We start from the raw sequence: 21,933 nt of genomic DNA, 5'->3' as shown, positions 1-21,933 counted from the left end.
TATTAGGCACGCCGCCAGCGTTCATCCTGAGCCAGGATCAAACTCTCCAATAAAGTTAGTTTGTCTAGCATCTAAAATAAAAATTGACGTTTCACGTTGTTTGTTTCGTTCAGTTTTCAAAGAACTAAAAGCGGGTGAAGAGAATCGAACTCTCGACCAGAGCTTGGAAGGCTCTTGTTTTACCACTAAACTACACCCGCGTGGTCGGGAAGACAGGATTTGAACCTGCGACCCCCTGGTCCCAAACCAGGTGCTCTACCAAGCTGAGCCACTTCCCGTTATGGCGCGCCCGAGAGGAGTCGAACCCCTAACCTCTTGATCCGTAGTCAAACGCTCTATCCAATTGAGCTACGGGCGCTTATTCATGATGTTTTTTCGTCGTTTTATTTTGGCGACTCAATTATCTTATCATACTTCATTTTTTAATGCAAGTACTTTTTAAAAAGATTTTTTGATGCGGCCGAGAGGACTTGAACCTCCACGGGGTTTCCCCCACTAGGCCCTCAACCTAGCGCGTCTGCCGTTCCGCCACGACCGCGCGGAAAAAACAAAAGTGAGCCATGAAGGACTCGAACCTTCGACCCTCTGATTAAAAGTCAGATGCTCTACCAACTGAGCTAATGGCTCGTAAATGGCTGGGCTAGCTGGATTCGAACCAGCGCATGACGGAGTCAAAGTCCGTTGCCTTACCGCTTGGCTATAGCCCATCGAAATACTTATCTTCTTTTCAAAGACAAATGTTATTGTACCATAATGACCAATAAAAAACAACTGCCAATTAGCAGAAGTTAAAATGGCGGTCCCGACCGGGGTCGAACCGGCGATCTCCTGCGTGACAGGCAGGCATGTTAACCACTACACCACGGGACCATTTAATCTTTAAATTAATTTCATTTTAATTTTCATTATAATATTATGGTGGAGGATGACGGGATCGAACCGCCGACCCCCTGCTTGTAAGGCAGGTGCTCTCCCAGCTGAGCTAATCCTCCGAAGTGGTGACCCGTACGGGATTCGAACCCGTGTTACCGCCGTGAAAGGGCGGTGTCTTAACCACTTGACCAACGGGCCAATATGAATGGCAGAGAAGAAGGGATTCGAACCCTCGCACCGCGTTCGCGATCTACTCCCTTAGCAGGGGAGCCCCTTGAGCCACTTGGGTACTTCTCTGTATGGCTCCGCAGGTAGGACTCGAACCTACGACCGATCGGTTAACAGCCGATAGCTCTACCACTGAGCTACTGCGGAATAATGAAGACAATTTGTATCTTATAAAAATTCTCATCGTAAGTCAAGAAGTTTTTTACAACATCTTGTACAAACGTGACATGTTTATAATATACTGGATTGCGTTTTCACTGTCAAGATGTTTTCTTTATCAGAATTAGTTTCCCTTTACACTTTCCACAGACATATCTTTTTGTATTTATTTGACGTCTTCTTACATATTGAAGCAAACACTCCATACATTCATACATATAAACCTTTTTTTCATTCTCTTCATTCATCATTCGTTTACAAAAGCGCGGCGCACCAACTGCCTGTAATAGTTCACGAAAATCCTTATCCCTGTGCTTATACCCTCCTCCTGTAATATGTAAGTGATAATGGCAGAGTTCATGTTTAACGATTCCAACTAATTCTTCTTTCCCATACATTTCGTAATATCGATAGTTCAGTTCAATATTGTGTGTATTCAGTAGATAACGCCCACCAGTTGTACGCAACCTACTATTAAACATTGCCTTATGTAAAAACGGCATTCCGAAATATTGCATTGATACTTCTTCCACTAGCCGCTGTATTTCTTGCTCATCCATTTTCATTCCTCCTAAACAAAAAAATATTTTCACACTTTTCTCCTCTCTTATACATATATTAAATAGTACATATACCCATCCTCATTCAAGAAGCGTGGTTTCTAAAAACATAGCAGAAATAGAAATCCACTCACCAACCTCTCATCAATAGTACCTTACATTTTTGAGAGTAGGATTAAACAAGGAGGGATTCCTATGCCTACATGGCTCAAAAAACAAATGCAACGCGCATATTTCGAAAAAAACCGGTATCAAATTAAATTACTAAATGAATGCTGGTTTTATTATAGCAAAATACATCAAAGCTCATAATTCATTACACTTTCTACCCTATTAAAAAAAGAGCAGTTTCATCTGCTCTCTTCTTTTACTATTCAATCGGCAACATAGATAGTGCAACGCGACCTTTTTTCGTATCAATATCATCTACCCATACTTTAACGATTTGTCCGACAGATACAATATCTAACGGATGCTTCACGTATTGTTTGCTTAATTTAGAAATATGCACTAAACCATCTTGTTTTACACCTACATCGACAAAAGCACCAAAATCAACAACGTTACGAACTGTTCCTTCCAGTTCCATACCACGTTTTAAATCTTCTAATTTCAAAATCCCTTTTTTCAGAAGTGGTTTAGGCAACTCATCCCTCATATCTCGCTCTGGACTAATGAGTGCATCTATAATATCAACTAATGTAGGCTCTCCAACTCCCGTTTCTTGCGACAACTTAGAAATCTCCACTTCTTCTAAGCTCTTTTGTAATTGTGGTTGCCCTACGTCATCTTTTGATAACCCTAGATTCTTCAATAACAATTCAACACTTTTATATTGTTCTGGATGAATACCCGTTCGGTCTAACGGATTTGCTCCTTCTAATATACGTAAGAAACCTATACATTGTTCATATGTCTTCGCACCTAGACGTGGTATTTTCTTTAAGTCTGTTCGTTTTGTAAATTTCCCTTCTTCTTCACGCTTTGCCACAATATTTTTCGCAACAGTTTTCGATAAACCCGAAACATATTGCAATAACGCAACTGAAGCTGTATTTACATTCACACCAACTTGGTTAACTGCCGTCTCTACTACAAACGTTAACGATTCATTCAACCTCTTTTGAGATACATCATGTTGATATTGTCCAACCCCAACTGATTTAGGGTCAATCTTTACAAGTTCAGCAAGTGGATCTTGCAGACGTCTTCCGATAGAAACCGCACTTCTTTCTTCAACCTGTAAATCCGGGAATTCCTCACGGGCTAAATCAGAAGCCGAATACACACTCGCCCCAGCTTCATTCACAATAATATAGAAGACTTCTCGTTTCACATTTTGTAATACATCAACTATAAATTCTTCCGATTCTCTAGAAGCTGTACCATTCCCAATCGCAATCATTTCAACTTGATATTTATCTATAATAGAAAGAACTTTCGTTTTTGCATCTTCATATTTACGCACTGGCGGATGCGGATAAATAACATCAATATATAGAACTTTCCCCGTATCGTCTACAATAGCTAATTTACAACCCGTTCTATATGCAGGGTCTACAGCTAACACAACTTTTCCTTTCATTGGAGGTTGTAATAACAAATTACGTAAGTTTTCAGAGAAAATATGTATTGCTTGTTCCTCAGCTGTTTCTGTTAATTCTTTTCGAATCTCTCTTTCAATAGACGATTGAATTAATCGTTTATAACCATCCTCAATTGCTAACTTTACATACTGTGCACTTTTTGAATCGTTATCACGAATTACTTTCTTATATAAGAAAGTTACTATCTCATCTACTGGTGGAACAACAGAAACTCTCAATATATCTTCTTTCTCACCGCGATTCATCGCTAATACACGATGCGGTACCACTTTCTGCAACGGTTCTTCATAGCTGTAATACATTTCATATATATTCTTTTCATCTTTCTCTTCATCTTTTACAGCCGAAGACATAACACCTTTTCTAAAAGTAACATTCCGAATCCAGCTACGATACGACGCTTCATCTGAAATGATTTCTGCAATAATATCTTGAGCACCTTGTAACGCTTCTTCTGCAGATTGCACTTCTTTCTCGGCGTTAATAAACTCCATTGCCTTCTGATTTGGATCTTCTTTCTTATATAACAATAACCATTCAGCTAACGGCTCTAGTCCTTTTTCTTTCGCAATCGTTGCTTTCGTTCTTCTTTTCTCTTTATATGGACGATATAAATCTTCTACTTCTTGCAACTTTGCAGCTTTCACAATTTGCTGACGTAACTCTCCTGTCAGTTTCCCCTTCTCATCAATAAGACGAAGAACCTCTTCTTTCCTATCTTCAAGCTGCATCATATATTGCCATCTCTCTAAAATCGTACGAATTTGCACTTCATCTAAAGAGCCTGTCCATTCTTTTCGGTAACGAGCAATAAATGGAACTGTGTTACCTTCTTCTGTTAATTGAATAACATGACGAACTTGCTTTTCGGTAAAGCCTAATTCCTTCACTAACATTTTCATTAACGCTTGTCGATTATCTACCATTTCCATATACAACCGTAACCTCCTCTATAATAAAAAAAAGTTGCCCTGTAAAGAGAGCAACTTAAACTGCCGATTTAAAAATCTATTAGTCCTAAACTAATTTGTAGCGCTTCATCTACACGAATCATCATCACTTCATCTAAATGAGTGATTTTGTCCGTTAAGCGCTGCTTATCGATTGTTCGAATCTGCTCAAGTAAAATAACAGAATCTCTCTCAAAACCGTACTTTTTCGCATCAATTTCCACATGAGTGGGTAATTTAGCTTTTTGAATCTGTGCAGTAATAGCCGCTACAATCACCGTTGGACTAAAACGATTTCCGATGTCATTTTGAATGACAAGAACCGGACGAACGCCTCCTTGCTCAGAACCAACAACTGGGGAAAGGTCTGCAAAATACACGTCGCCGCGTTTTACAATCAAAATATTACCCCCCGCTAACTAAGCGTTCTACTGTATGAGCTGCTTCATACTCTGCTAAGAAAGCTTCAGATGCAATACCAAGATTAATTTTTCCCATTTCAATGTACCCACGTCGCATTGATTCATGTTGGTAGCGTTTCTTCGTCTTATGTTGACGCAATAACAGTTGTGTTGCCTGGCAAATTAGTTCATGGCGATTCTTATTCTCTTGTTTTCCAATTCCGTCCAATTCCGTTACCATTTGCTTTGGCAACCGAACCACGATTTCAGTAGTTACACTTGATTCGGACACAAAAATACACCTCCACCGTCAACTACACACCCAAATATATATATGACACCTATTGTAATAATACCATTGTATGGAGCCTGTTGCAAAGACTTCCTTATTCCTTGCTTATGTTTTCCAATTCACAAACAAAACATTCATATTCTTTTATTTTTTATCTCATTACAACAAGAAACGGAAGAGTTTCTGCACTAAATTCACGTTAAATCATGTTAAAAGTAATAATAGGTAAAAAGCTTCTCGTCAAAAAACGAACTTATTCTCAACCAATGAACAGTCCTCTCAAATGATAAGAAGCAAATCATACTACCTTCTATATATTGTTCAAATAATTAATTACTTCTACAACCTTACCATTTCGTATAAATATTCTCGGCACCCGGAAGCTTATCGTTGCAATAATTTCATAATTAATAGTCCCGGAATATTCAGCAACCTCAGTAGCACTAATATACTCATCACCTTGTCTTCCAATGAGCGTAACTTTCGTACCAAGAGGCACTTCACAAGGAAGGTGTATCATGAATTGATCCATCGTTACCCGCCCTACAATCGGTACCCTTTTTCCATTTACAAGCACTTCAAATCCTTGCAACCTTCTAAGCCACCCATCTGCATACCCAATTGCAACGGTCGCAATCCATTCTTCCGTTTTCGTTCGATAAGTGACGTTATAACTAATCCCATCCCCTTTAATCACCTGCTTAATATGTGCAACTTTCGTATGCAGTGATAGCGCTGGTTCTAATTGAAACGGTAAAAAAGGGCGTATTTCTACAGACGGGGATAACCCATACATCGCAATGCCAATTCGTACTGCATTAAATGTAATCCCTTGAAAACGTAGCGTTGCAGCACTATTAGCTGTATGAACAAACTTAGGATCCACTCCGAATTCTTTCAACCAACTTAACTGCTCCAAAAATGTGTTATATTGCTTATCGAAGTAAGAAGTCTCCACCTCATCCGCTGTTGCAAAATGTGTATAAACTCCTTCTAATTCTAAAAACGGTGCACCTTCTAAACTCTTCAAAAAGCCTTTTAATTCTTTACGTTCGCGTATCCCAATTCTCCCCATACCACTATCGAAATTAATATGGTACTTCATTGTAGACGAACCATCCCAAAGTTTGATTGCTTCATCTACCCATTCTTTTTGAAAAACAGTTAACGCCACATCGTTTTCAGCAGCTACATTGACATCACGAGGCGGAGAAGGACCTAACACTAAAATTGGCACAGTAATACCAGCCCTTCGAAGCACTAAAGCTTCATCTAAAAAGGCAACCGCTAATCTTGTCGCCCCTGCTTCTAATGCCGTTTTGGCTACCGGTACATAATCGTGTCCATATGCATTGGCTTTAACTACAGCAAAAATCTCTACATCACTTGGAATGAAATTTTTAATATGTGTAATATTGTTATAGATCGCATCTAAATCCACTTCCACCCAAGTATCACGGTAAAATGGTGCTTCTTCCATAAATACACTTCCTTATACACGATATGCGAAGCTTATTCTTTTATATGCTTCTTTTATGAAATCCACCCTTCAAACTAAGAAAAGACGTGGTGCACATATATCACCACGTCTAAGAAGTTTACTTCACTTGCTTCTCTGTAACTGAACGAGCAACCATTAATAGCTCCTTCGGTTCTAAACCTTTAGACACGAGCATATATTCTACTCCGTTATGCGACCATGTTAAAGAGTCTTTCGTCAATGCACCAATTGTAAATCCGAGATCAACCAATTCTCCGCTCACACTGATCGCTGACGAAGCTTCTGCAACTTTTGCCTTTTCTTGTATTAAAGTAAAGGATTTCTTACTTCCAGTGTATGTGAGTATCGCACGCTTGCCACTGTCTGTCTTCAACTCTTTTTCATCTTTCAAAACCATGCCTTGCGGCGTATCACGCGGATACAAAATAGCAAATGGTTTGTCTTCTTTCGCTGTCGTTTGAACATCTACTTGTGCTCTAGACATATTTTGTTTCGTATCAAATGCACCTTTATCAAATTTCGCATCAAATTTCACTTTTGAGAAATCTACTTTCACAAGAACATTTTGATCATTATCCATTAACTTCACCGAAACTGGTGTTAAATCGCTTTTCTTCAACGTAATCTCTTGTTTCGGTAACATGTTTTGATGTTGATAGTTTGTTTTTGTTTTAAAAATATAATACTTATCTGTTTTTTCAAAAGTAAGGTTTTTCTTATCCTGCAAAATATCTCTCACAAGGGATTCATATAAGTAAGCCTGGCTACTATTTTGCGGCCAATCACTTTGGAAACGGAAACTCTTATTAAGCGCTGGAGTTAATACAAATACCCCTTCTTCATTTCTTAAAATAATTTGGCTTTGATCTTTTTTCGCATTTTGCAAATTCACACGATAAAAAGAAGGTTCTTTATGCCATATTTCTACCTTATACTCCTGAGGCTCATTCCCTGTTTTAATAGATAATTTTGCTTCAGCTTGATAACTTTTCATCCCTTTTACTTTCGCCTCTAAATCTCTCACAACATCATCTTGTTTCTTTTCCATACAACCGGCCAACACAAAAACGGTTAACAAACCGACAAGAACTAAAAACAGACGCCTTTTCATCACTTCAGCCCCTTTGCCCCTATAAATGAATGGAAGATGTACCTTCCTTATCGCTACCACAAATATATGAGACAAAGATATAAAATATGCAGACTAGCGTGACGAGCTTTCTAAAACCACTTGAGCGACAGCGAATTCCCTACTATGACTAATTGATAAATGAACAATATACTCTGTACTTGCAATAAGAATAGGCTTACCTCTATCATCATTTCTTACTTCAATATCTAAAAAACTTACTTCTTTCCCGATACCAGTCCCTACCGCTTTTGAATACGCCTCTTTTGCTGCAAATCTTCCGGCCACAAACTCCGTAAGGCGACTTCCCTTTAGCTCCTTAGCAACATTACGTTCACTTTCAGTTAAAATACGTTCCATAAATTTAAGCTTTCCATCTAGCATTTTTTCAATTCGATTCAGTTCAATAATATCGATTCCAATCCCTACAATCATTTCAAAATCCCCTTCTTCTATTCAGCTTTCTTTTTTCATATTGTAAGAATAACAGAGAATCTTTCTGATGCAAAAGGAGTGATACTCACAACATGCTAATACCATCTGCTCGCATTTTCTTACAACCAATCGTCATCGCTTTACTTCTCATACAATTAGTCATGTTTATGTTAGGCGACTTTTTTCTCTTTCCACTGGCAGCCTATAATGAATATATCGCTAAAGGAGAATGGTGGCGTCTCATAACTTCCTTACTTGTACATGTAGACTTACAACATTTTCTTTCTAATAGTATTTGTTTATTTGTGCTTGGCTCTTCTATTGAAAAACAACTAGGGCACTTTTCTTTCATCATTATTTTTTTCCTTTCTGGCATTCTTGGAAATATTTCTTCTTACCTTATTATGCCTCTTGAATATATTCATGCCGGAGCATCTGGCGGTATTTTCGGATTGCTAGGTGCACAATTATTTCTACTGTATAGTCGATATCGTTCTTCCAATCCAAGAGACATTGCTATTTTTTCAATTATGATATGTATATTACTACTATTCACTTTCTTCAATCCCTCTGCCAATCCTATCAGCCATTTAACAGGATTGATCATTGGTGGTATTTGCACCCCTTTATTGATAAAGTGAAACTTTAATCAGTGGGGGTGTCCATCCCCCACTGATTATTAGCCCACACCAATCGGGCTTTTACGGGCAGCCCGACTCCCACCTCCCCTCGTATTCACCAATTTTTTAAGTGGGAGTCTTACTCCCCGCAAATAGCGGGGTAAAAAAACTCGATGGTGCAGAGCTCATTTAATATAAAAGCTCGCACCATCGACAATTTCCACATCTGTTTGTTCACTTAAATCTCTCATGAGTTGAAATAAAGACTCATCCTTTTTCTTTGCTTCAATCATACAATCAATTTGCGGAACACTTCCCTTTATCTTTTTTAAAAAAGATAAAAAAGTATCTACATCAATAAAATCCGCATGCGCTCTCGGGTCTTTTCCCTCTCTAGGGCTAGAAATGTGCATTTTTACTGGTAACAATGACGATTCCCACGTATGTACAACACGGGCCCAATCTTCATGCCAATCTTCTCGATCATGATTCATCATGTGGTGATGCAAATCGAACACGACTGGAATATCTAATTTCTCACCTAAATACAATGTTTCTTCTAAAGAAAATGTCGTGTCATCATTTTCTAATATAATCATCTCTTGTATACCCCTCGGAACACTCGACCAATTTTCTATAAAGCGTTCTAATGCGAGCTCCTTATCTTTATAACCTCCACCCACATGTAATACACATCGTTGCTTATGTTCAATTCCCATACCTTTTAATAATTTTTTATGCATTTGTAATGTCTTTACAGATTGTTTAAAAATACTCTCCTCAGGTGAATTGAGTACAACAAAATGATCTGGATGAAAATCAATACGCATATTCATTCGAATAGCGTATTCACCTAGTACTTTTAAATTTTCTTTTAAGGGGCGAATATAGTTCCAGTCTAACAACTCCTCATGAGTTGCCAAAGGAATCAACTTGGAACTTAGTCGAAAGAACGATATATCATGTCCTCTATTATGCTTTAATAAACGTAAACAGTTTTCCAAATTCGAATTCGCAATTCTTTCAAGCTTGCGAATCGCCGCTTCTCGATCATCTATTTTTTGAAACTGCGCGTACGTCATCGTTTGAGATGGAGACGCGTTTTTCAAATGTACACTCATTGCGACATACCCAAGTCTTACAAGCATGTAGCACCTCATTTCTACACAAGTTATTATGTAGTATGTACAATTACAGAAATAAAAAAAGAGAATGCCGGCAAAGGGCATTCTCTTTTTTTATTATTAAGCTTGTGGCTTACGGCTATGATGTTTTCTTTCGCCGCGTCCGTTTGAAGATCCTGGGCGACCTTGACCTTCTCCACGACGACCACGGTTACCATCACGGCTACCTTCACGATTACGATCACGGTTACCGTCGCGATTACGACCATCACGGTTACGGTCACGGTTACGACCATCGCCACCGCCGCGTCCATCACGACTACGATTACGGTTACCATCACGGTATCCGCCTCCGTTACCGCCGCGTTTTTTAGAACCGCCACCTCTTGAAACAACTGGTGGTTCTGACGTTAAAGCGATTGGAGTTGTATCTGGCTCTTTTGTCATCATTTTTAAAGCAGCAGCTACTACTGTTACAGAATCGTTTTCTTCTAACATTTCTTCTGCAATACGCTTGTAGTATGCTAAGTTTTCATTTTCAATTGTGCTTTGAAGTTTTTCAGCGATTAAACGTTGTTGACCTTCTAGTGCCTCGTCAAGTGTCGGTGCATCCATACGGTCCATTTTACGTTTTGTTGTACGCTCGATATTTTTTAATTGTCCTGATTCACGTGGCGTTACAAATAGCATTGCAATACCTTTTTTACCCGCACGACCAGTACGGCCAATACGGTGAACGTATGATTCTGGATCTTGTGGAATATCGAAGTTATATACGTGTGTTACGCCTGAAATATCAAGACCACGTGCAGCAACGTCTGTTGCAACAAGAACTTCGATAGAACCTTCTTTAAATTTACGTAGTACAGACATACGTTTCGCCTGAGTTAAATCACCATGGATACCTTCTGCAGCATAACCACGTAAGTTTAATGCTTCTGATAATTCATCTACACGACGCTTCGTACGACCGAATACAATCGCAAGTTCTGGAGATTGAATATCTAGTAAGCGTGTTAATACGTCAAACTTTTTCTTTTCTTGCACTTCTAAATAGAACTGCTGAATGTTTGGCATTGTTACTTCTTTTGCTTTTACTTTAATGTGTTGAGGCTCAGTCATGAAACGCTCAGCAATACGGCGGATTGGATCTGGCATTGTTGCTGAGAATAATAATGTTTGATGCGTTTCTGGCACATCTGTTAAAATTGCTTCAATGTCTTCAATGAAGCCCATGTTTAACATTTCATCCGCTTCGTCAAGAACAACTGTCTCTACGTTTTGTAGACGAAGTGTTTTACGGTTAATATGATCTAAAATACGACCCGGCGTACCAACAATAATGTGTGGGTGTTTTTTTAGAGCACGAATTTGGCGGTTAATATCTTGACCACCGTAAATTGGTAAAATACGAACGCGTTTATGTTTACCAATTTTGTATAGCTCTTCTCCAACTTGAATTGCTAATTCACGCGTTGGCGCGATAACAATACCTTGTACTGATTCTTTATTTGTATCCACTTTGTCTAATAGTGGTAATCCGAATGCTGCCGTTTTCCCTGTACCTGTTTGTGCTTGCCCAATAATATCTTTACCTTGCAATGCATGAGGAATTGTTTCAGCTTGAATCGGCGTAGCCTCTTCAAAGCCCATACTTTCAACAGATTGCAGTAAAGACTCACTTAATCCTAATTCTCGAAATGTTGTCAATGTTACTTCTCCTTTTCTATCCTATACTTATCATTTAAAAAAAGGCGTTTTCCGAATTTGCGGAAAAGCCCTTTTCCTGAATGCTCACGTATATAAACGGGCGTATATTCTTCGCGAAAATACTTCTAAACGTTATTACACTTTATCAATTATAAGTTTTGTATGTGTAAAAAGCAAACCCAACTGTTACCTTATTTTCATATTCAGAGTTTTTTTCTTCACTTTTATTTTTTTATATTTACTGTAAGCGCTTATTATAAGTTTCTTCTATTTTCGTAACTATCATCCCTATTTATATACTCCAATTATTTCAACATCGTAATTACTTCTTCTAACTTCATCCCGCGAGATGCTTTTATTAATACAACATCTTTCGCATCGACTACTGCTTGCAACTCTTTTACTAACTCTTCTTTATTATCATACGCCTTTACACGTTCATTAGGGAAATTAATTTTTGCGCCTTCCGCAATTTGAGCCCCTAATTTACCATATGTGAACACGTATGAGATTTTTGCTGGATCGATTAATTTACCTACTTCATAATGAAACTGCACTTCTTGATTTCCAAGCTCTAACATATCCCCAAGCACAACAACCTTTTTAGCAAATCCATCTAAACCATTCATTAAGTGGAATGCTGCTTCCATAGCCGTCGGACTTGCATTATAAGCATCGTTTATAATTGTTAATCCACTGTTTGTTTTTACTATTTCCATACGCATGCCTGTCATTTGAAGCGTTACTAAACCTTCTTTCATCTCTTCCCACGTTACACCAAAATGTTTCGCAATTGCCATAGAAGCAAGCGTATTATACACATTGTGTTTCCCTAATACTGGTAGATAGAATGAGATGTTTTCTTCTCTATTCATTTTAAAGTGTGTCCCAGTTGCTTGTAACGTTACAGTCGTTGGATAGTAATCATTCGCTCTAGCATCACCAAACGTAACTGTTTCAGCTATTAAATTCATTTCAGGAACACGATTCGTTAATAACGGCTCATCTCCGTTATATACGAACACTCCACCTTCTTGTAATCCTGTCACAATTTCTAATTTCGCTTCAGCAATTGCCTCACGAGATCCTAAGTCCATTAAATGTGCCTCACCAATGTTCGTAATGATAGCTGCATTTGGACGGGCTAACTTAGATAGAAATTCAATTTCCCCGCGGCTTGACATTCCCATTTCTAATACAGCTACTTCTGTATTTTCTTCTAAGTTTAAAATAGTAAGAGGTAGCCCGATATGATTATTGAAGTTTCCTTCTGTTTTTTGAACTTTGAATTTCGTCGCAAGAAGACTTGTTACAATATCTTTTGTAGATGTTTTACCGTTACTACCTGTCACACCAATAACTTTAACATCCAATTGATCGCGATAGTTTTTCGCTAACATTTGCAACGCTGCTAGTGTGTCTTCTACAAAAATAACTGGCAGATCCTCAGGCGGATTTGCTACATCTTTCATCCATAACGTCGCTACTGCTCCATTTTCAACAGCTTTATCTACAAAAGCATGTCCATCAAAACGTTCACCTTGAATCGGAACATATAGATTTCCTTTTTCAATTTTTCTTGTATCAATAGACACTCCTTGTATAGTAATTCCCTCATATCGCTCTGCTAATCCCGTACCATTTATCATCTGTTCTACTTGTTTTAACGTTCGCTTTATCATGAAAACACTCCTTACATAGAGGAAGCACTATTCCTGCGAATAGTGCCTCCTCCTTTTTTGTTAGATTGTATATTTAATTTTTTGTTTTTCTTCGTGACGATCAATTGCTAAACGAATTAGCTCTTCAATTAATTCCGGATACGGCAATCCAGTATGTTGCCATAGTAGAGGGAACATACTAAACGGCGTAAATCCTGGCATCGTATTCACTTCGTTTATATATACTTCTCCATCTTGCGTTAAGAAGAAATCAGCTCTTGTTAAGCCAGCGCCATCTAACGATTGGAATGCAATAATCGCATCTCGCTTAATAACATTAGATTCTTCTTCTGTCATTTCAGCTGGGATAATTAACGCTGTATCACCATCGATGTATTTCGACTTATAATCATAGAAGTCTTTTTTCGGTACAATTTCACCTACAACTGAACATTTCGGCTCATCATTACCTAGTACACCAACTTCTACTTCACGTCCAACGATATTTTCTTCCACAATAATTTTACGGTCAAATTGGAACGCCTCTTCAAATGCATTCTCAAGTTCTTCACGGTTTTTACACTTATTAATACCAACACTTGAACCAAGGTTTGCTGGTTTTACGAAGCAAGGATATCCTAATACTTCTTCTACTTTTTCGTATGCTGTTTCACGATCTTTTTCCCATGCGCTACGAATGAATGATGCATATTTTGCTTGCTTCAATCCAGCTTCTGCAAAGATGTTTTTCATAACAACTTTATCCATACCAGCTGCAGATGCTAAAACACCATTTCCAACATAAGGAATGTTCATTAATTCTAATAATCCTTGAACCGTTCCATCTTCACCATTTGGTCCATGTAGTAATGGGAAAATAACGTCGATAGCATTTTCCTCAGAAGCTGCAGATGGAATAATTTCTGTGCTTAATGATAACGGAGAAATCGCATTTTCTGCACCGCTCATTTTTAGAACTTCAACATCTGTTACTTCGCCTTCAATACACTCACCACGAATCCATTGACCTTGTTCTGTAATATAAATTGGATGAATCTCGAATTTATCTTGATTTAATGCTTTAATAGCAGCAAGAGCCGTTTGTAGCGAAACTTGATGCTCAGCTGATTTTCCACCATATAATAAACCTAATTTAATTTTTGTCACTGAAATCACCCTAACCAATTGTTTTCATTTTTCTATTTTAGCACTTTTTATAAAAATAGGTAGTTCCTATTTGAAATAAAATGTAACTTCCACAAATAATTAAATGACACCACTTATTGGTTTTCTACACTTTTCCACTTAACTTTCTTCATAAAATCGCAACCCAATCTAGTTATGTACCTAAAATATGTAGAAATCTCCTTTTTGTGTATGTCATCTACTTATTAAGAAGATTGTTTGGTCAGTGTGCTCTTTTGCCTTTGTTCAACGAGACGATCTAAAGAAACATATACAATACCCGCAACTACACATCCTACAGCTAAAATTGTAAATAGCAAATGGCCAAGTAATTGATCTAATAAAAAACCTCCAAGAAGTGGACCGAATGCGCTTCCTGTAATCCACTGCAAACTCGCAGCTCCCATATAAGTCCCTCTCAAATGCTCAGGAGCTAAATTTGCTACAAACGTCATCTGTACAGGCGACATAATCATCTCACCTAACGTATATACGGCATACACAAGCATTAGCGTTATTAAAATAACTGTAACATTCGCATCAAATTCCCCAAACCACTTCGGTAACCACCCTATAAAAAATAATCCAATCCCAAACAAACAGGCACCATATAACATCGTCTTTCCGACAGGCTTATCTGTGGCCCATTTTGAAATTTGAAATTGGAACAACACAACTAATAATCCGTTTAGCGCCATTAAATATGGATACGGATTGTTAGTTCCAAAAATATCCTTCATTTCATTATCAAAGTGCAGTGGCAACATGCCTTCTGTTTGAGAAAATCCCATCGAAATAATGATACCTGCTAATAAATAAATCATTAATGCCTTATCTCGCAATACAATTTTCCATACTGCTCCTGATTCCTTTTCTTTATCCTCTTCTTTATTCGTACTCTTTGGCATCGTCTCTTGAATAAGAATGAATACAAGTAATGCATAAAACAACATCGTAGACGAGGCAATAATAAACACTAGGTTCTTCGACAACATAACTACCGAAGCACCCATTATTGGGCCAATTGCAGCACCTATATTGTGCCCCATTCGTAGTAAACCATATGCTTCTGTTCTTTTTTCTGGCGCTGTTACATCCGCAACCATCGCTGATGCAGCTGGATGAAATAACGAATTACTTAATCCTAAAAAAATAGATAAAATTGCATAAGGAATAAATCCTTCTATAAATAAAAAACCGAGCATAAATACTGCATTACTCGTCATCGAAAATATCATAATCGGCTTTCTTCCATATATATCAGCAATTCTTCCCCCTATAATTGATCCAAAGCTTGCTGCAATTGGAGAAAGCGCCATAATAACTCCAACCTGTAATAATGAATCTACCTTATCTTTTAAATATAATGCAAAAAAAGGCATCAACATCATCATTGCAATTCCATTTAACGTCTCGCCAATAAACCGAATCCATACGTTACGGTCCATCTCCCTTAACTCACTCCACGTATTTTTCATCATTCCACCCCTTTTGTTCGCCAACAATTATCTTATAATACATTCAGAAAAATGTAAATTTTCAAAATGAAAAATCCATCCTAACAGAATTAGGATGGATTTTTCTACTTATAAATTTGCTGCATCGTCTTCGTCTTTACTATTATTTAAAGCGCTATGTTTTCGGCTATATAAGAAGTAAACCGCAATACCGATAACCATCCATATACCAAAACTAATCCAAGCCGTTCCGGATAATTGAAGCATTAAGTATAAACAAAAAATTACCGTTAACGCTGGTAAAAATGGTACAAGCGGTGCCTTAAATGCTCTTGGCAAATCAGGATGAGTTCTTCTCATTACAATAACAGCAACAGCTACAAGTGCAAAGGCTGATAAAGTCCCCATATTTACAAGATGCGCTAACACATTTAAATCTATTAATCCTGAAATAAGTGCTGCAATAATTCCCGTTGTCCACGTATTTAAAAACGGTGTTTTAAATTTCGGATGAACTTTAGCAAGACGCTTCGGCAATAATCCATCTCTACTCATTGCATACGAAACACGTACTTGCCCATACATCATAACTAACATTACTGTCGTAATCCCTGTAATTGCTCCTACAGAAATTACTCCTGCTAAACCATCTTGTCCAATAAATTGAAGTGCAAAAGCAACTGGATCCGATATATTTAGCTGTCCGTATGGAACAATTCCTGTCAAAATAAGTGAAACAACAATATAAAGAACCGTACAAATTAATAAAGATGCAATAATGCCAATTGGTAAATCACGTTGCGGACGTTTCACTTCTTCTGCTGCCGTTGAAACTGCATCAAACCCTATGAATGCAAAGAACACTGTAGCAGCTCCAGCCATTACACCATCTAAACCAAACGGCATAAAAGGTGTCCAGTTTTCAGGTTTCACATAATTAAAACCAGCAAAGATAAAAATAAGAACGACTGCTATTTTAATAAATACCATAATATTATTTACACGTGCACTTTCACGAACACCTCTAGATAAAAGAACTGTCATCACTAAAATAATGAGAACTGCAGGTAAATCAATGATTCCACCCTTTCCGGTTCCTGGGGCTGAGGAGAGAATGGTAGGAATATGGATTCCAAACCCCTTTAATAAAGATTGGAAATAAGCCGACCAACCGTTTGCCACAGCAGATGTAGCGAGTAAATACTCCAGCATTAAGTCCCATCCAATTAAAAATGCGAATACCTCTCCCATCGTCGCATATGTGTACGTATACACACTGCCTGAGACAGGAACTGAAGAAGCGAATTCAGCATAACAAAATGCAGCAAAAGCACAGGCTAACGCGGCTATCGCAAATGATAATATAATAGCTGGTCCAGAATGTTTTGCTGCTACCACGCCCGTTAGAACAAAAATACCGGTTCCAACAATTGCCCCGATTCCAAGCATCGTTAAATCCAACGCGCCCAATGTTCTTGCTAATGTCTTTTGTTTACTCTCTTGCATTAACTTTGCAATAGGCTTCTTTTGAAAAATTTGCTTCATAGCTTGCTCCTCCAAGTTTTAAATTTTCTGAAAATTTTTAATTTGCTTTTTCATTTTACTCATAGCACTTTTCCTAGTCAATACTTTTGTCGAAATAAGTAGAAATTCTTATGAATATGCATTCTCTTTATCCTTCTTTCCATATATCTTTCTATATTTTTTTTTGGTATTATTATACATGTCGATTCCATAAAAGAGGCATGCTCACTTATTGAGCATGCCTCTTTTTACTTATTTCACAGTATACGAACCCTCTTCAATCCAGCTATACATATATTTTTCATCTTCTGTTTCATGTGCTTGTTTTACAATACGAAGTGGACGGAATGTGTCTATCATAACAGCTAGTTCCAGTGTTTCTTTCTTCCCTATACTTCCCTCTGTTTTCCCAGGATGCGGGCCATGAGGAATTCCGCTCGGGTGAAGTGTAATAGAACCTTCTTCCACACCTTTTCGGCTCATAAAGTTTCCTTCTACATAGTACAATACTTCATCACTATTCACGTTACTATGATAATATGGTGCAGGAATAGATTCTGGATGATAATCGTATAAACGTGGTACAAAAGAGCAAATAACGAAATTGTGACCTTCGAACGTTTGATGTACTGGAGGCGGCTGATGAATGCGACCTGTAATTGGTTCAAAGTCCTCTATATTAAAGACCCATGGATATAAATAACCATCCCATCCAACAACATCTAACGGATGGTGCCCTAAAACATGCTTATGCATATATCCTCTCGACTTTGTCATTACAACAAACTCACCTTTGTCATCATATGTCTCTAATTTTTCAGGGCCACGAATATCCCTTTCACAAAACGGACTATGCTCTAACAATTGTCCGTATTCATTACGATAGCGACGCGGCGTTGTAATTTGGCTATTTGCCTCTACAACAAGAAACTTAGTCTCTCCTTCATCTGGAATAACACGATAGATCGTTCCAATTGGAATCGTTACATAATCACCTTTTCTATAGCGAATCGTCCCAAACATCGTTTCAATTTTTCCTGTTCCGTAATGAACAAACAACATTTCATCTCCATCACCATTACGGTAGAAATAATCCATTTTTTCTGTCGGACTCACTACTCCAATTAACAAATCTTCATTTCCAAGTATGAAGTTTCTTCCACTTATTGCATCACCATTTTTTTTATTTTCTTTCGTGCGGAAGTGGCGATGAGCAAGAGCTACATCTTCTTCATACTGCAACTGACAAGAATGCGATAATGCCGAATGCGATACTTCGGTTGGCATATAATGATGATACAAAATAGATTGTGTACCAGAGAAACCTTTCGTTCCCATTACTTGTTCGCGATAAAGCGACCCATCTTTTTTACGGAATTGTACATGTCGTTTATGAGGTAGCTCCCCCATGTGACGATAAAACATGCCCATCACCTGCTTCCATTTCTTTTTTGACCGTATTACGTAATGTACCTAAACCAGTAATCGTAAGCTCTACAACATCTCCATCTTGCAGCCACTCTTCCGTACCCAGTTCTAAAATACACCCTGTTCCTACTGTCCCAGAACCAATCACATCGCCTGGATATAACGTAACGTCTTCTGAAGCACGTTCAATCATTTCAGCAAATGTATAGTAAATATCTTGGAAGTTCCCCTTTGATAATAACTTTCCATTTACATGAGCAGTCATCTCTAACTCGTAACGGTCACCGTTACGATAAACATCTAATTCCTCTTTCGTAACAAGGTGCGCTCCTAATGAAGTTGCAAAATCTTTTCCTTTCGCTGGACCGAGTCCTACCTTCATTTCTGTTGCTTGTAAGTCCCTTGCACTCCAGTCATTCATAATACAATAACCAAAAATGTATTCCTCGGCTTGCTCACGAGAAATATTGCGTCCTTCTTTCCCAATTACGCAAGCAATCTCTAGCTCATAATCAAGTTTTTTAGATTTTTTCGGACCGATCACAAAATCATTCGGACCAATTACAACACGATGGTTCGTAAAATAAAAAACCGGTATATCGTACCATTCGGGTACAACATCTAGCCCTCTTCGGCCACGGGCTGTTTTTACATGCTGTTCAAACGCGTAAAAATCCCGAATACTACTTGGATTAGGAATTGCCGCCGCTAATTGTACTTCTTCTAAGGAATATACACCCTTTTCCGGATTCTTAATCTTACGCAATACTTCTACATACTCATCCGCTTTCTCTAAAAAGGCGAACATAGAAGAAGGTAATTTCCCATCACTAGCAAGATTCATATCAATTACTTTGTCACCTTCAAGCCATCCAGCTCGCATTTCTTTTGAAGGAAGACGAAATGTAACAAATTTCATCCTGATTCCTCCCTATGAAAATGAAATTTCCACCAACAAAAGAATTCTTGTTGGTGGATATAAATTTTATAAATTTCCGCGACGCTCTTGTTCTCTTTCAATTGATTCGAATAATGCTTTAAAATTCCCTTCTCCAAATCCGCGAGAACCTTTACGTTGAATGATTTCAATAAATAAAGTTGGACGATCTACAATTGGTTTCGTAAAGATTTGTAGTAAGTATCCTTCATCATCGCGATCTACTAAGATCTTTAATTCTTTTAACTTATCAATTTCCTCATCAATTTTTCCAACTCGTGCACTTAACTCATCATAGTAAGTATCTGGTGTATCTAAAAACTCCACACCATTTGCACGAAGCGCTTCTACTGTTTTAACGATATCATTTGTTAGTAAAGCAAGATGTTGTACACCTGCTCCATTGTAGAACTCTAGATATTCTTGAATTTGTGATTTTCTCTTCCCATCTGCTGGCTCGTTAATAGGGAACTTAATACGACTTCCATTTGTCATAACCTTCGACATTAATGCTGAATACTCTGTACTAATATCGTCATCATCAAAATGGATCATTTGTTTAAAGCCCATAACATTCTCGTAATAACTAACCCACTCTTCCATTTTTTCAACATTACCAACTACATGGTCTACAGCAATTAAACCTGACTCTTCAAATGGAATATCAAACTCAGCCTTTTGGAATCCTGGCATAAATGTTCCTTTATAATTTTTACGCTCTACAAGCGTGTGAATTGTATCACCATACGTACCAATAACTGCTTTTTTCAATGTACCGTTCTCGTCTGTTAACTCTACAGGTGGTGCAATTGCGACGGCACCACGTTTCACTGCTTCCGAGTATGCTTTATCAACATCGTCAACAAGTAATGCCACATCTTTCACACCATCACCATGAGTCTTTACAAACTCTGCAATACGATTGTCGCTACTTAAAGCTCCAGACACAACGAAACGCATATTTTTTTGCACAAGAACATAAGATACCTTTTCACGGTTACCAGTTTCTAATCCAGAGTAAGCCACAATTTTGAATCCGAATGCTCTCGCAAGGTAATAACTTGATTGCTTTGCATTTCCTACGTAAAATTCCAAATGATCTACATCACGTACCGGAAAAAAGTCCTCCATTTGTGCAGCTAGCGTATCCATAGATTTTTGTTTCATAAAATCCTCATCCCCCTGTAAATAGATTAAATTGTCCATACTTAAAACCAACCGAAAACGCTTCCAACATTAATTCATAGAAATTAGTTAGCAAGCTAACAAATTCTGACTTTTAAAATTTTCTATCTTTTCTGTCAAATTCCTCTTTTTTTCTTACATATAAAATTCGACTTTTTTCTCTTTACAATAAAGGGCGGCAATTCATACTTGGAGGGATATATAGAAGAAAACAAAAAAGACCCCAACATATTAACTGCTTACTAATATGCTAGAGTCTTTATTTTTTTTGAATGATTGTATTTATATGTCTCATACTAATACTTTTGCAAGGAATAGAATAAATGATGTTAATACTACCGCTCCACCTAATGATCCTAATAAATCTGTTTTTGTTACTTGTAACACTTGTTCACTGTTCATATTCCTCATTCTCCTTTCGTTTTGTATGATATAAAACTTTTATTATACTAATACGCTTGATAGAAATACGATTAATGCTGTTAATACTACTGCTCCACTTGCTGATCCTACGAAGTCACCTTTTGTTACTTGTAATACTTGCTCTTTCATTTTGCATTCTCCTCTCTTTTTCTCTTTTGTTGCAAAACTTCTATTATACTAATACGCTTGATAGAAATACGATTAATGCTGTTAATACTACTGCTCCACTTGCTGATCCTACGAAGTCACCTTTTGTTACTTGTAATACCTGCTCTTTCATTTTGCATTCTCCTCTCTTTTTCTCTTTTATTACAAAACTTCTATTATACTAATACGCTTGATAGAAATACGATTAACGCTGTTAATACTACTGCTCCACTTGCTGATCCTACGAAGTCACCTTTTGTTACTTGTAATACTTGCTCTTTCATTTTGCATTCTCCTCTCTTTTTCTCTTTTGTTACAAAACTTCTATTATACTAATACGCTTGATAGAAATACGATTAATGCTGTTAATACTACTGCTCCACTTGCTGATCCTACG

Annotated in this window: 23 protein-coding genes and 11 tRNA genes; 2 read left to right on the top strand and 32 right to left on the bottom strand. The window is 37.7% G+C overall.

The features are described from left to right. Positions 1–129 precede the first annotated feature (129 nt). From AC3WTI_RS27445 to AC3WTI_RS27390, 12 genes are all read right to left on the bottom strand, one after another. A tRNA-Gly gene (locus tag AC3WTI_RS27445) sits at positions 130–200 on the bottom strand. A 1-nt stretch (position 201) separates the two neighbouring features. Next, positions 202–278: transfer RNA gene (locus tag AC3WTI_RS27440), tRNA-Pro, on the bottom strand. A 3-nt stretch (positions 279–281) separates the two neighbouring features. Beyond that, a tRNA-Arg gene (locus tag AC3WTI_RS27435) sits at positions 282–358 on the bottom strand. Between the two features lie 97 nt (positions 359–455). After that, positions 456–538 (bottom strand) — tRNA-Leu (locus tag AC3WTI_RS27430). Between the two features lie 16 nt (positions 539–554). Further along, a tRNA-Lys gene (locus AC3WTI_RS27425) sits at positions 555–627 on the bottom strand. A gap of 5 nt (positions 628–632) precedes the next feature. Continuing rightward, positions 633–707: transfer RNA gene (locus AC3WTI_RS27420), tRNA-Gln, on the bottom strand. 87 nt (positions 708–794) lie between these two features. After that, a tRNA-Asp gene (locus tag AC3WTI_RS27415) sits at positions 795–870 on the bottom strand. 46 nt (positions 871–916) lie between these two features. Beyond that, positions 917–992: transfer RNA gene (locus AC3WTI_RS27410), tRNA-Val, on the bottom strand. 4 nt (positions 993–996) lie between these two features. Then, positions 997–1,071: transfer RNA gene (locus AC3WTI_RS27405), tRNA-Glu, on the bottom strand. An 8-nt stretch (positions 1,072–1,079) separates the two neighbouring features. Beyond that, a tRNA-Ser gene (locus tag AC3WTI_RS27400) sits at positions 1,080–1,170 on the bottom strand. Positions 1,171–1,173: 3 nt separating this feature from the next. Then, positions 1,174–1,248 (bottom strand) — tRNA-Asn (locus AC3WTI_RS27395). 113 nt (positions 1,249–1,361) lie between these two features. Next, positions 1,362–1,820 carry a SprT family protein gene (locus AC3WTI_RS27390; RefSeq protein WP_087958310.1) on the bottom strand — a complete coding sequence of 153 codons (459 nt, stop codon included), beginning with the start codon at positions 1,818–1,820 and terminating at the stop codon, positions 1,362–1,364. A 195-nt stretch (positions 1,821–2,015) separates the two neighbouring features. Here AC3WTI_RS27390 and cmpA point away from each other — a divergent pair, with 195 nt between their 5' ends. Continuing rightward, positions 2,016–2,132, top strand: coding sequence for a cortex morphogenetic protein CmpA (gene cmpA, locus AC3WTI_RS27385; RefSeq protein ID WP_001143642.1), 117 nt, complete (start codon positions 2,016–2,018; stop codon positions 2,130–2,132). A gap of 58 nt (positions 2,133–2,190) precedes the next feature. Here cmpA and AC3WTI_RS27380 read toward each other — a convergent pair whose 3' ends face one another. From AC3WTI_RS27380 to acpS, 6 genes are all read right to left on the bottom strand, one after another. Continuing rightward, positions 2,191–4,359 carry a Tex family protein gene (locus AC3WTI_RS27380; protein WP_142286574.1) on the bottom strand — a complete coding sequence of 723 codons (2,169 nt, stop codon included), beginning with the start codon at positions 4,357–4,359 and terminating at the stop codon, positions 2,191–2,193. Between the two features lie 68 nt (positions 4,360–4,427). After that, positions 4,428–4,778: a type II toxin-antitoxin system endoribonuclease NdoA gene (gene ndoA, locus AC3WTI_RS27375; protein WP_000635963.1), complete on the bottom strand. Its 351-nt coding sequence runs from the start codon at positions 4,776–4,778 to the stop codon at positions 4,428–4,430. Between the two features lie 4 nt (positions 4,779–4,782). Further along, positions 4,783–5,070 carry an antitoxin EndoAI gene (locus AC3WTI_RS27370; RefSeq protein WP_000004570.1) on the bottom strand — a complete coding sequence of 96 codons (288 nt, stop codon included), beginning with the start codon at positions 5,068–5,070 and terminating at the stop codon, positions 4,783–4,785. A gap of 310 nt (positions 5,071–5,380) precedes the next feature. After that, a complete protein-coding gene (alr, locus tag AC3WTI_RS27365; protein WP_048529179.1) occupies positions 5,381–6,550 on the bottom strand; it encodes an alanine racemase in 1,170 nt (389 codons plus the stop codon). Positions 6,551–6,668: 118 nt separating this feature from the next. After that, the gene (locus AC3WTI_RS27360) at positions 6,669–7,682 is read right to left on the bottom strand and encodes a LolA family protein (RefSeq protein WP_000829111.1); all 1,014 of its coding nucleotides are present in this window, start codon (positions 7,680–7,682) and stop codon (positions 6,669–6,671) included. Between the two features lie 93 nt (positions 7,683–7,775). Next, entirely contained in the window at positions 7,776–8,135 is a 360-nt protein-coding gene (acpS, locus tag AC3WTI_RS27355) for a holo-ACP synthase (protein WP_087958313.1), read from the bottom strand. A 92-nt stretch (positions 8,136–8,227) separates the two neighbouring features. On the opposite strand from acpS, the gene AC3WTI_RS27350 reads away from it, so the two are divergent. Continuing rightward, positions 8,228–8,776 (top strand): rhomboid family intramembrane serine protease, encoded by a 549-nt coding sequence (locus AC3WTI_RS27350; protein ID WP_087958314.1) that lies wholly within the window; start codon positions 8,228–8,230, stop codon positions 8,774–8,776. Positions 8,777–8,940: 164 nt separating this feature from the next. On the opposite strand, the gene uvsE is transcribed toward AC3WTI_RS27350, so the two are convergent. The 14 genes from uvsE to AC3WTI_RS27280 form a co-directional block, all read right to left on the bottom strand. Next, complete coding sequence (gene uvsE / locus AC3WTI_RS27345) at positions 8,941–9,903, bottom strand: UV DNA damage repair endonuclease UvsE (RefSeq protein ID WP_097841889.1); 963 nt, start codon at positions 9,901–9,903, stop codon at positions 8,941–8,943. Positions 9,904–9,999: 96 nt separating this feature from the next. Then, positions 10,000–11,589: a degradosome RNA helicase CshA gene (gene cshA, locus AC3WTI_RS27340; protein WP_029439195.1), complete on the bottom strand. Its 1,590-nt coding sequence runs from the start codon at positions 11,587–11,589 to the stop codon at positions 10,000–10,002. A 305-nt stretch (positions 11,590–11,894) separates the two neighbouring features. Continuing rightward, positions 11,895–13,271, bottom strand: a complete 1,377-nt coding sequence (gene murF, locus AC3WTI_RS27335) for a UDP-N-acetylmuramoyl-tripeptide--D-alanyl-D-alanine ligase (protein WP_097841890.1) — start codon at positions 13,269–13,271, stop codon at positions 11,895–11,897. Positions 13,272–13,331: 60 nt separating this feature from the next. Next, positions 13,332–14,417, bottom strand: a complete 1,086-nt coding sequence (locus AC3WTI_RS27330) for a D-alanine--D-alanine ligase (RefSeq protein ID WP_097841891.1) — start codon at positions 14,415–14,417, stop codon at positions 13,332–13,334. Positions 14,418–14,641: 224 nt separating this feature from the next. Continuing rightward, positions 14,642–15,913, bottom strand: coding sequence for an MDR family MFS transporter (locus AC3WTI_RS27325; RefSeq protein ID WP_087958317.1), 1,272 nt, complete (start codon positions 15,911–15,913; stop codon positions 14,642–14,644). A gap of 108 nt (positions 15,914–16,021) precedes the next feature. Then, complete coding sequence (gene bcaP, locus AC3WTI_RS27320; RefSeq protein WP_087958318.1) at positions 16,022–17,437, bottom strand: branched-chain amino acid transporter BcaP; 1,416 nt, start codon at positions 17,435–17,437, stop codon at positions 16,022–16,024. Positions 17,438–17,668: 231 nt separating this feature from the next. Further along, the gene (locus tag AC3WTI_RS27315; RefSeq protein WP_097841892.1) at positions 17,669–18,841 is read right to left on the bottom strand and encodes a homogentisate 1,2-dioxygenase; all 1,173 of its coding nucleotides are present in this window, start codon (positions 18,839–18,841) and stop codon (positions 17,669–17,671) included. Continuing rightward, positions 18,807–19,763, bottom strand: a complete 957-nt coding sequence (locus AC3WTI_RS27310; protein WP_097841893.1) for a fumarylacetoacetate hydrolase family protein — start codon at positions 19,761–19,763, stop codon at positions 18,807–18,809. Before AC3WTI_RS27310 ends, AC3WTI_RS27315 begins: the two co-directional genes overlap by 35 nt. A gap of 66 nt (positions 19,764–19,829) precedes the next feature. Further along, complete coding sequence (hppD, locus tag AC3WTI_RS27305; RefSeq protein WP_087958321.1) at positions 19,830–20,948, bottom strand: 4-hydroxyphenylpyruvate dioxygenase; 1,119 nt, start codon at positions 20,946–20,948, stop codon at positions 19,830–19,832. A gap of 309 nt (positions 20,949–21,257) precedes the next feature. Beyond that, positions 21,258–21,377: a DUF3948 family protein gene (locus AC3WTI_RS27300; RefSeq protein WP_001984893.1), complete on the bottom strand. Its 120-nt coding sequence runs from the start codon at positions 21,375–21,377 to the stop codon at positions 21,258–21,260. A 33-nt stretch (positions 21,378–21,410) separates the two neighbouring features. Beyond that, a complete protein-coding gene (locus tag AC3WTI_RS27295; protein ID WP_000664237.1) occupies positions 21,411–21,518 on the bottom strand; it encodes a DUF3948 family protein in 108 nt (35 codons plus the stop codon). 43 nt (positions 21,519–21,561) lie between these two features. Next, positions 21,562–21,669, bottom strand: coding sequence for a DUF3948 family protein (locus tag AC3WTI_RS27290; protein ID WP_000664237.1), 108 nt, complete (start codon positions 21,667–21,669; stop codon positions 21,562–21,564). Positions 21,670–21,712: 43 nt separating this feature from the next. Further along, a complete protein-coding gene (locus tag AC3WTI_RS27285) occupies positions 21,713–21,820 on the bottom strand; it encodes a DUF3948 family protein (RefSeq protein ID WP_000664237.1) in 108 nt (35 codons plus the stop codon). Between the two features lie 43 nt (positions 21,821–21,863). After that, positions 21,864–21,933 (bottom strand): DUF3948 family protein (locus AC3WTI_RS27280; RefSeq protein ID WP_044156746.1); only part of this gene is annotated, 70 nt, incomplete at its 5' end.

It is taken from the genome of Bacillus sp. EB106-02-03-XG38 (assembly GCF_058792175.1).
Note: the sequence above shows the minus strand (reverse complement) of the source record. Positions and strands in the feature narration are given on the sequence as shown.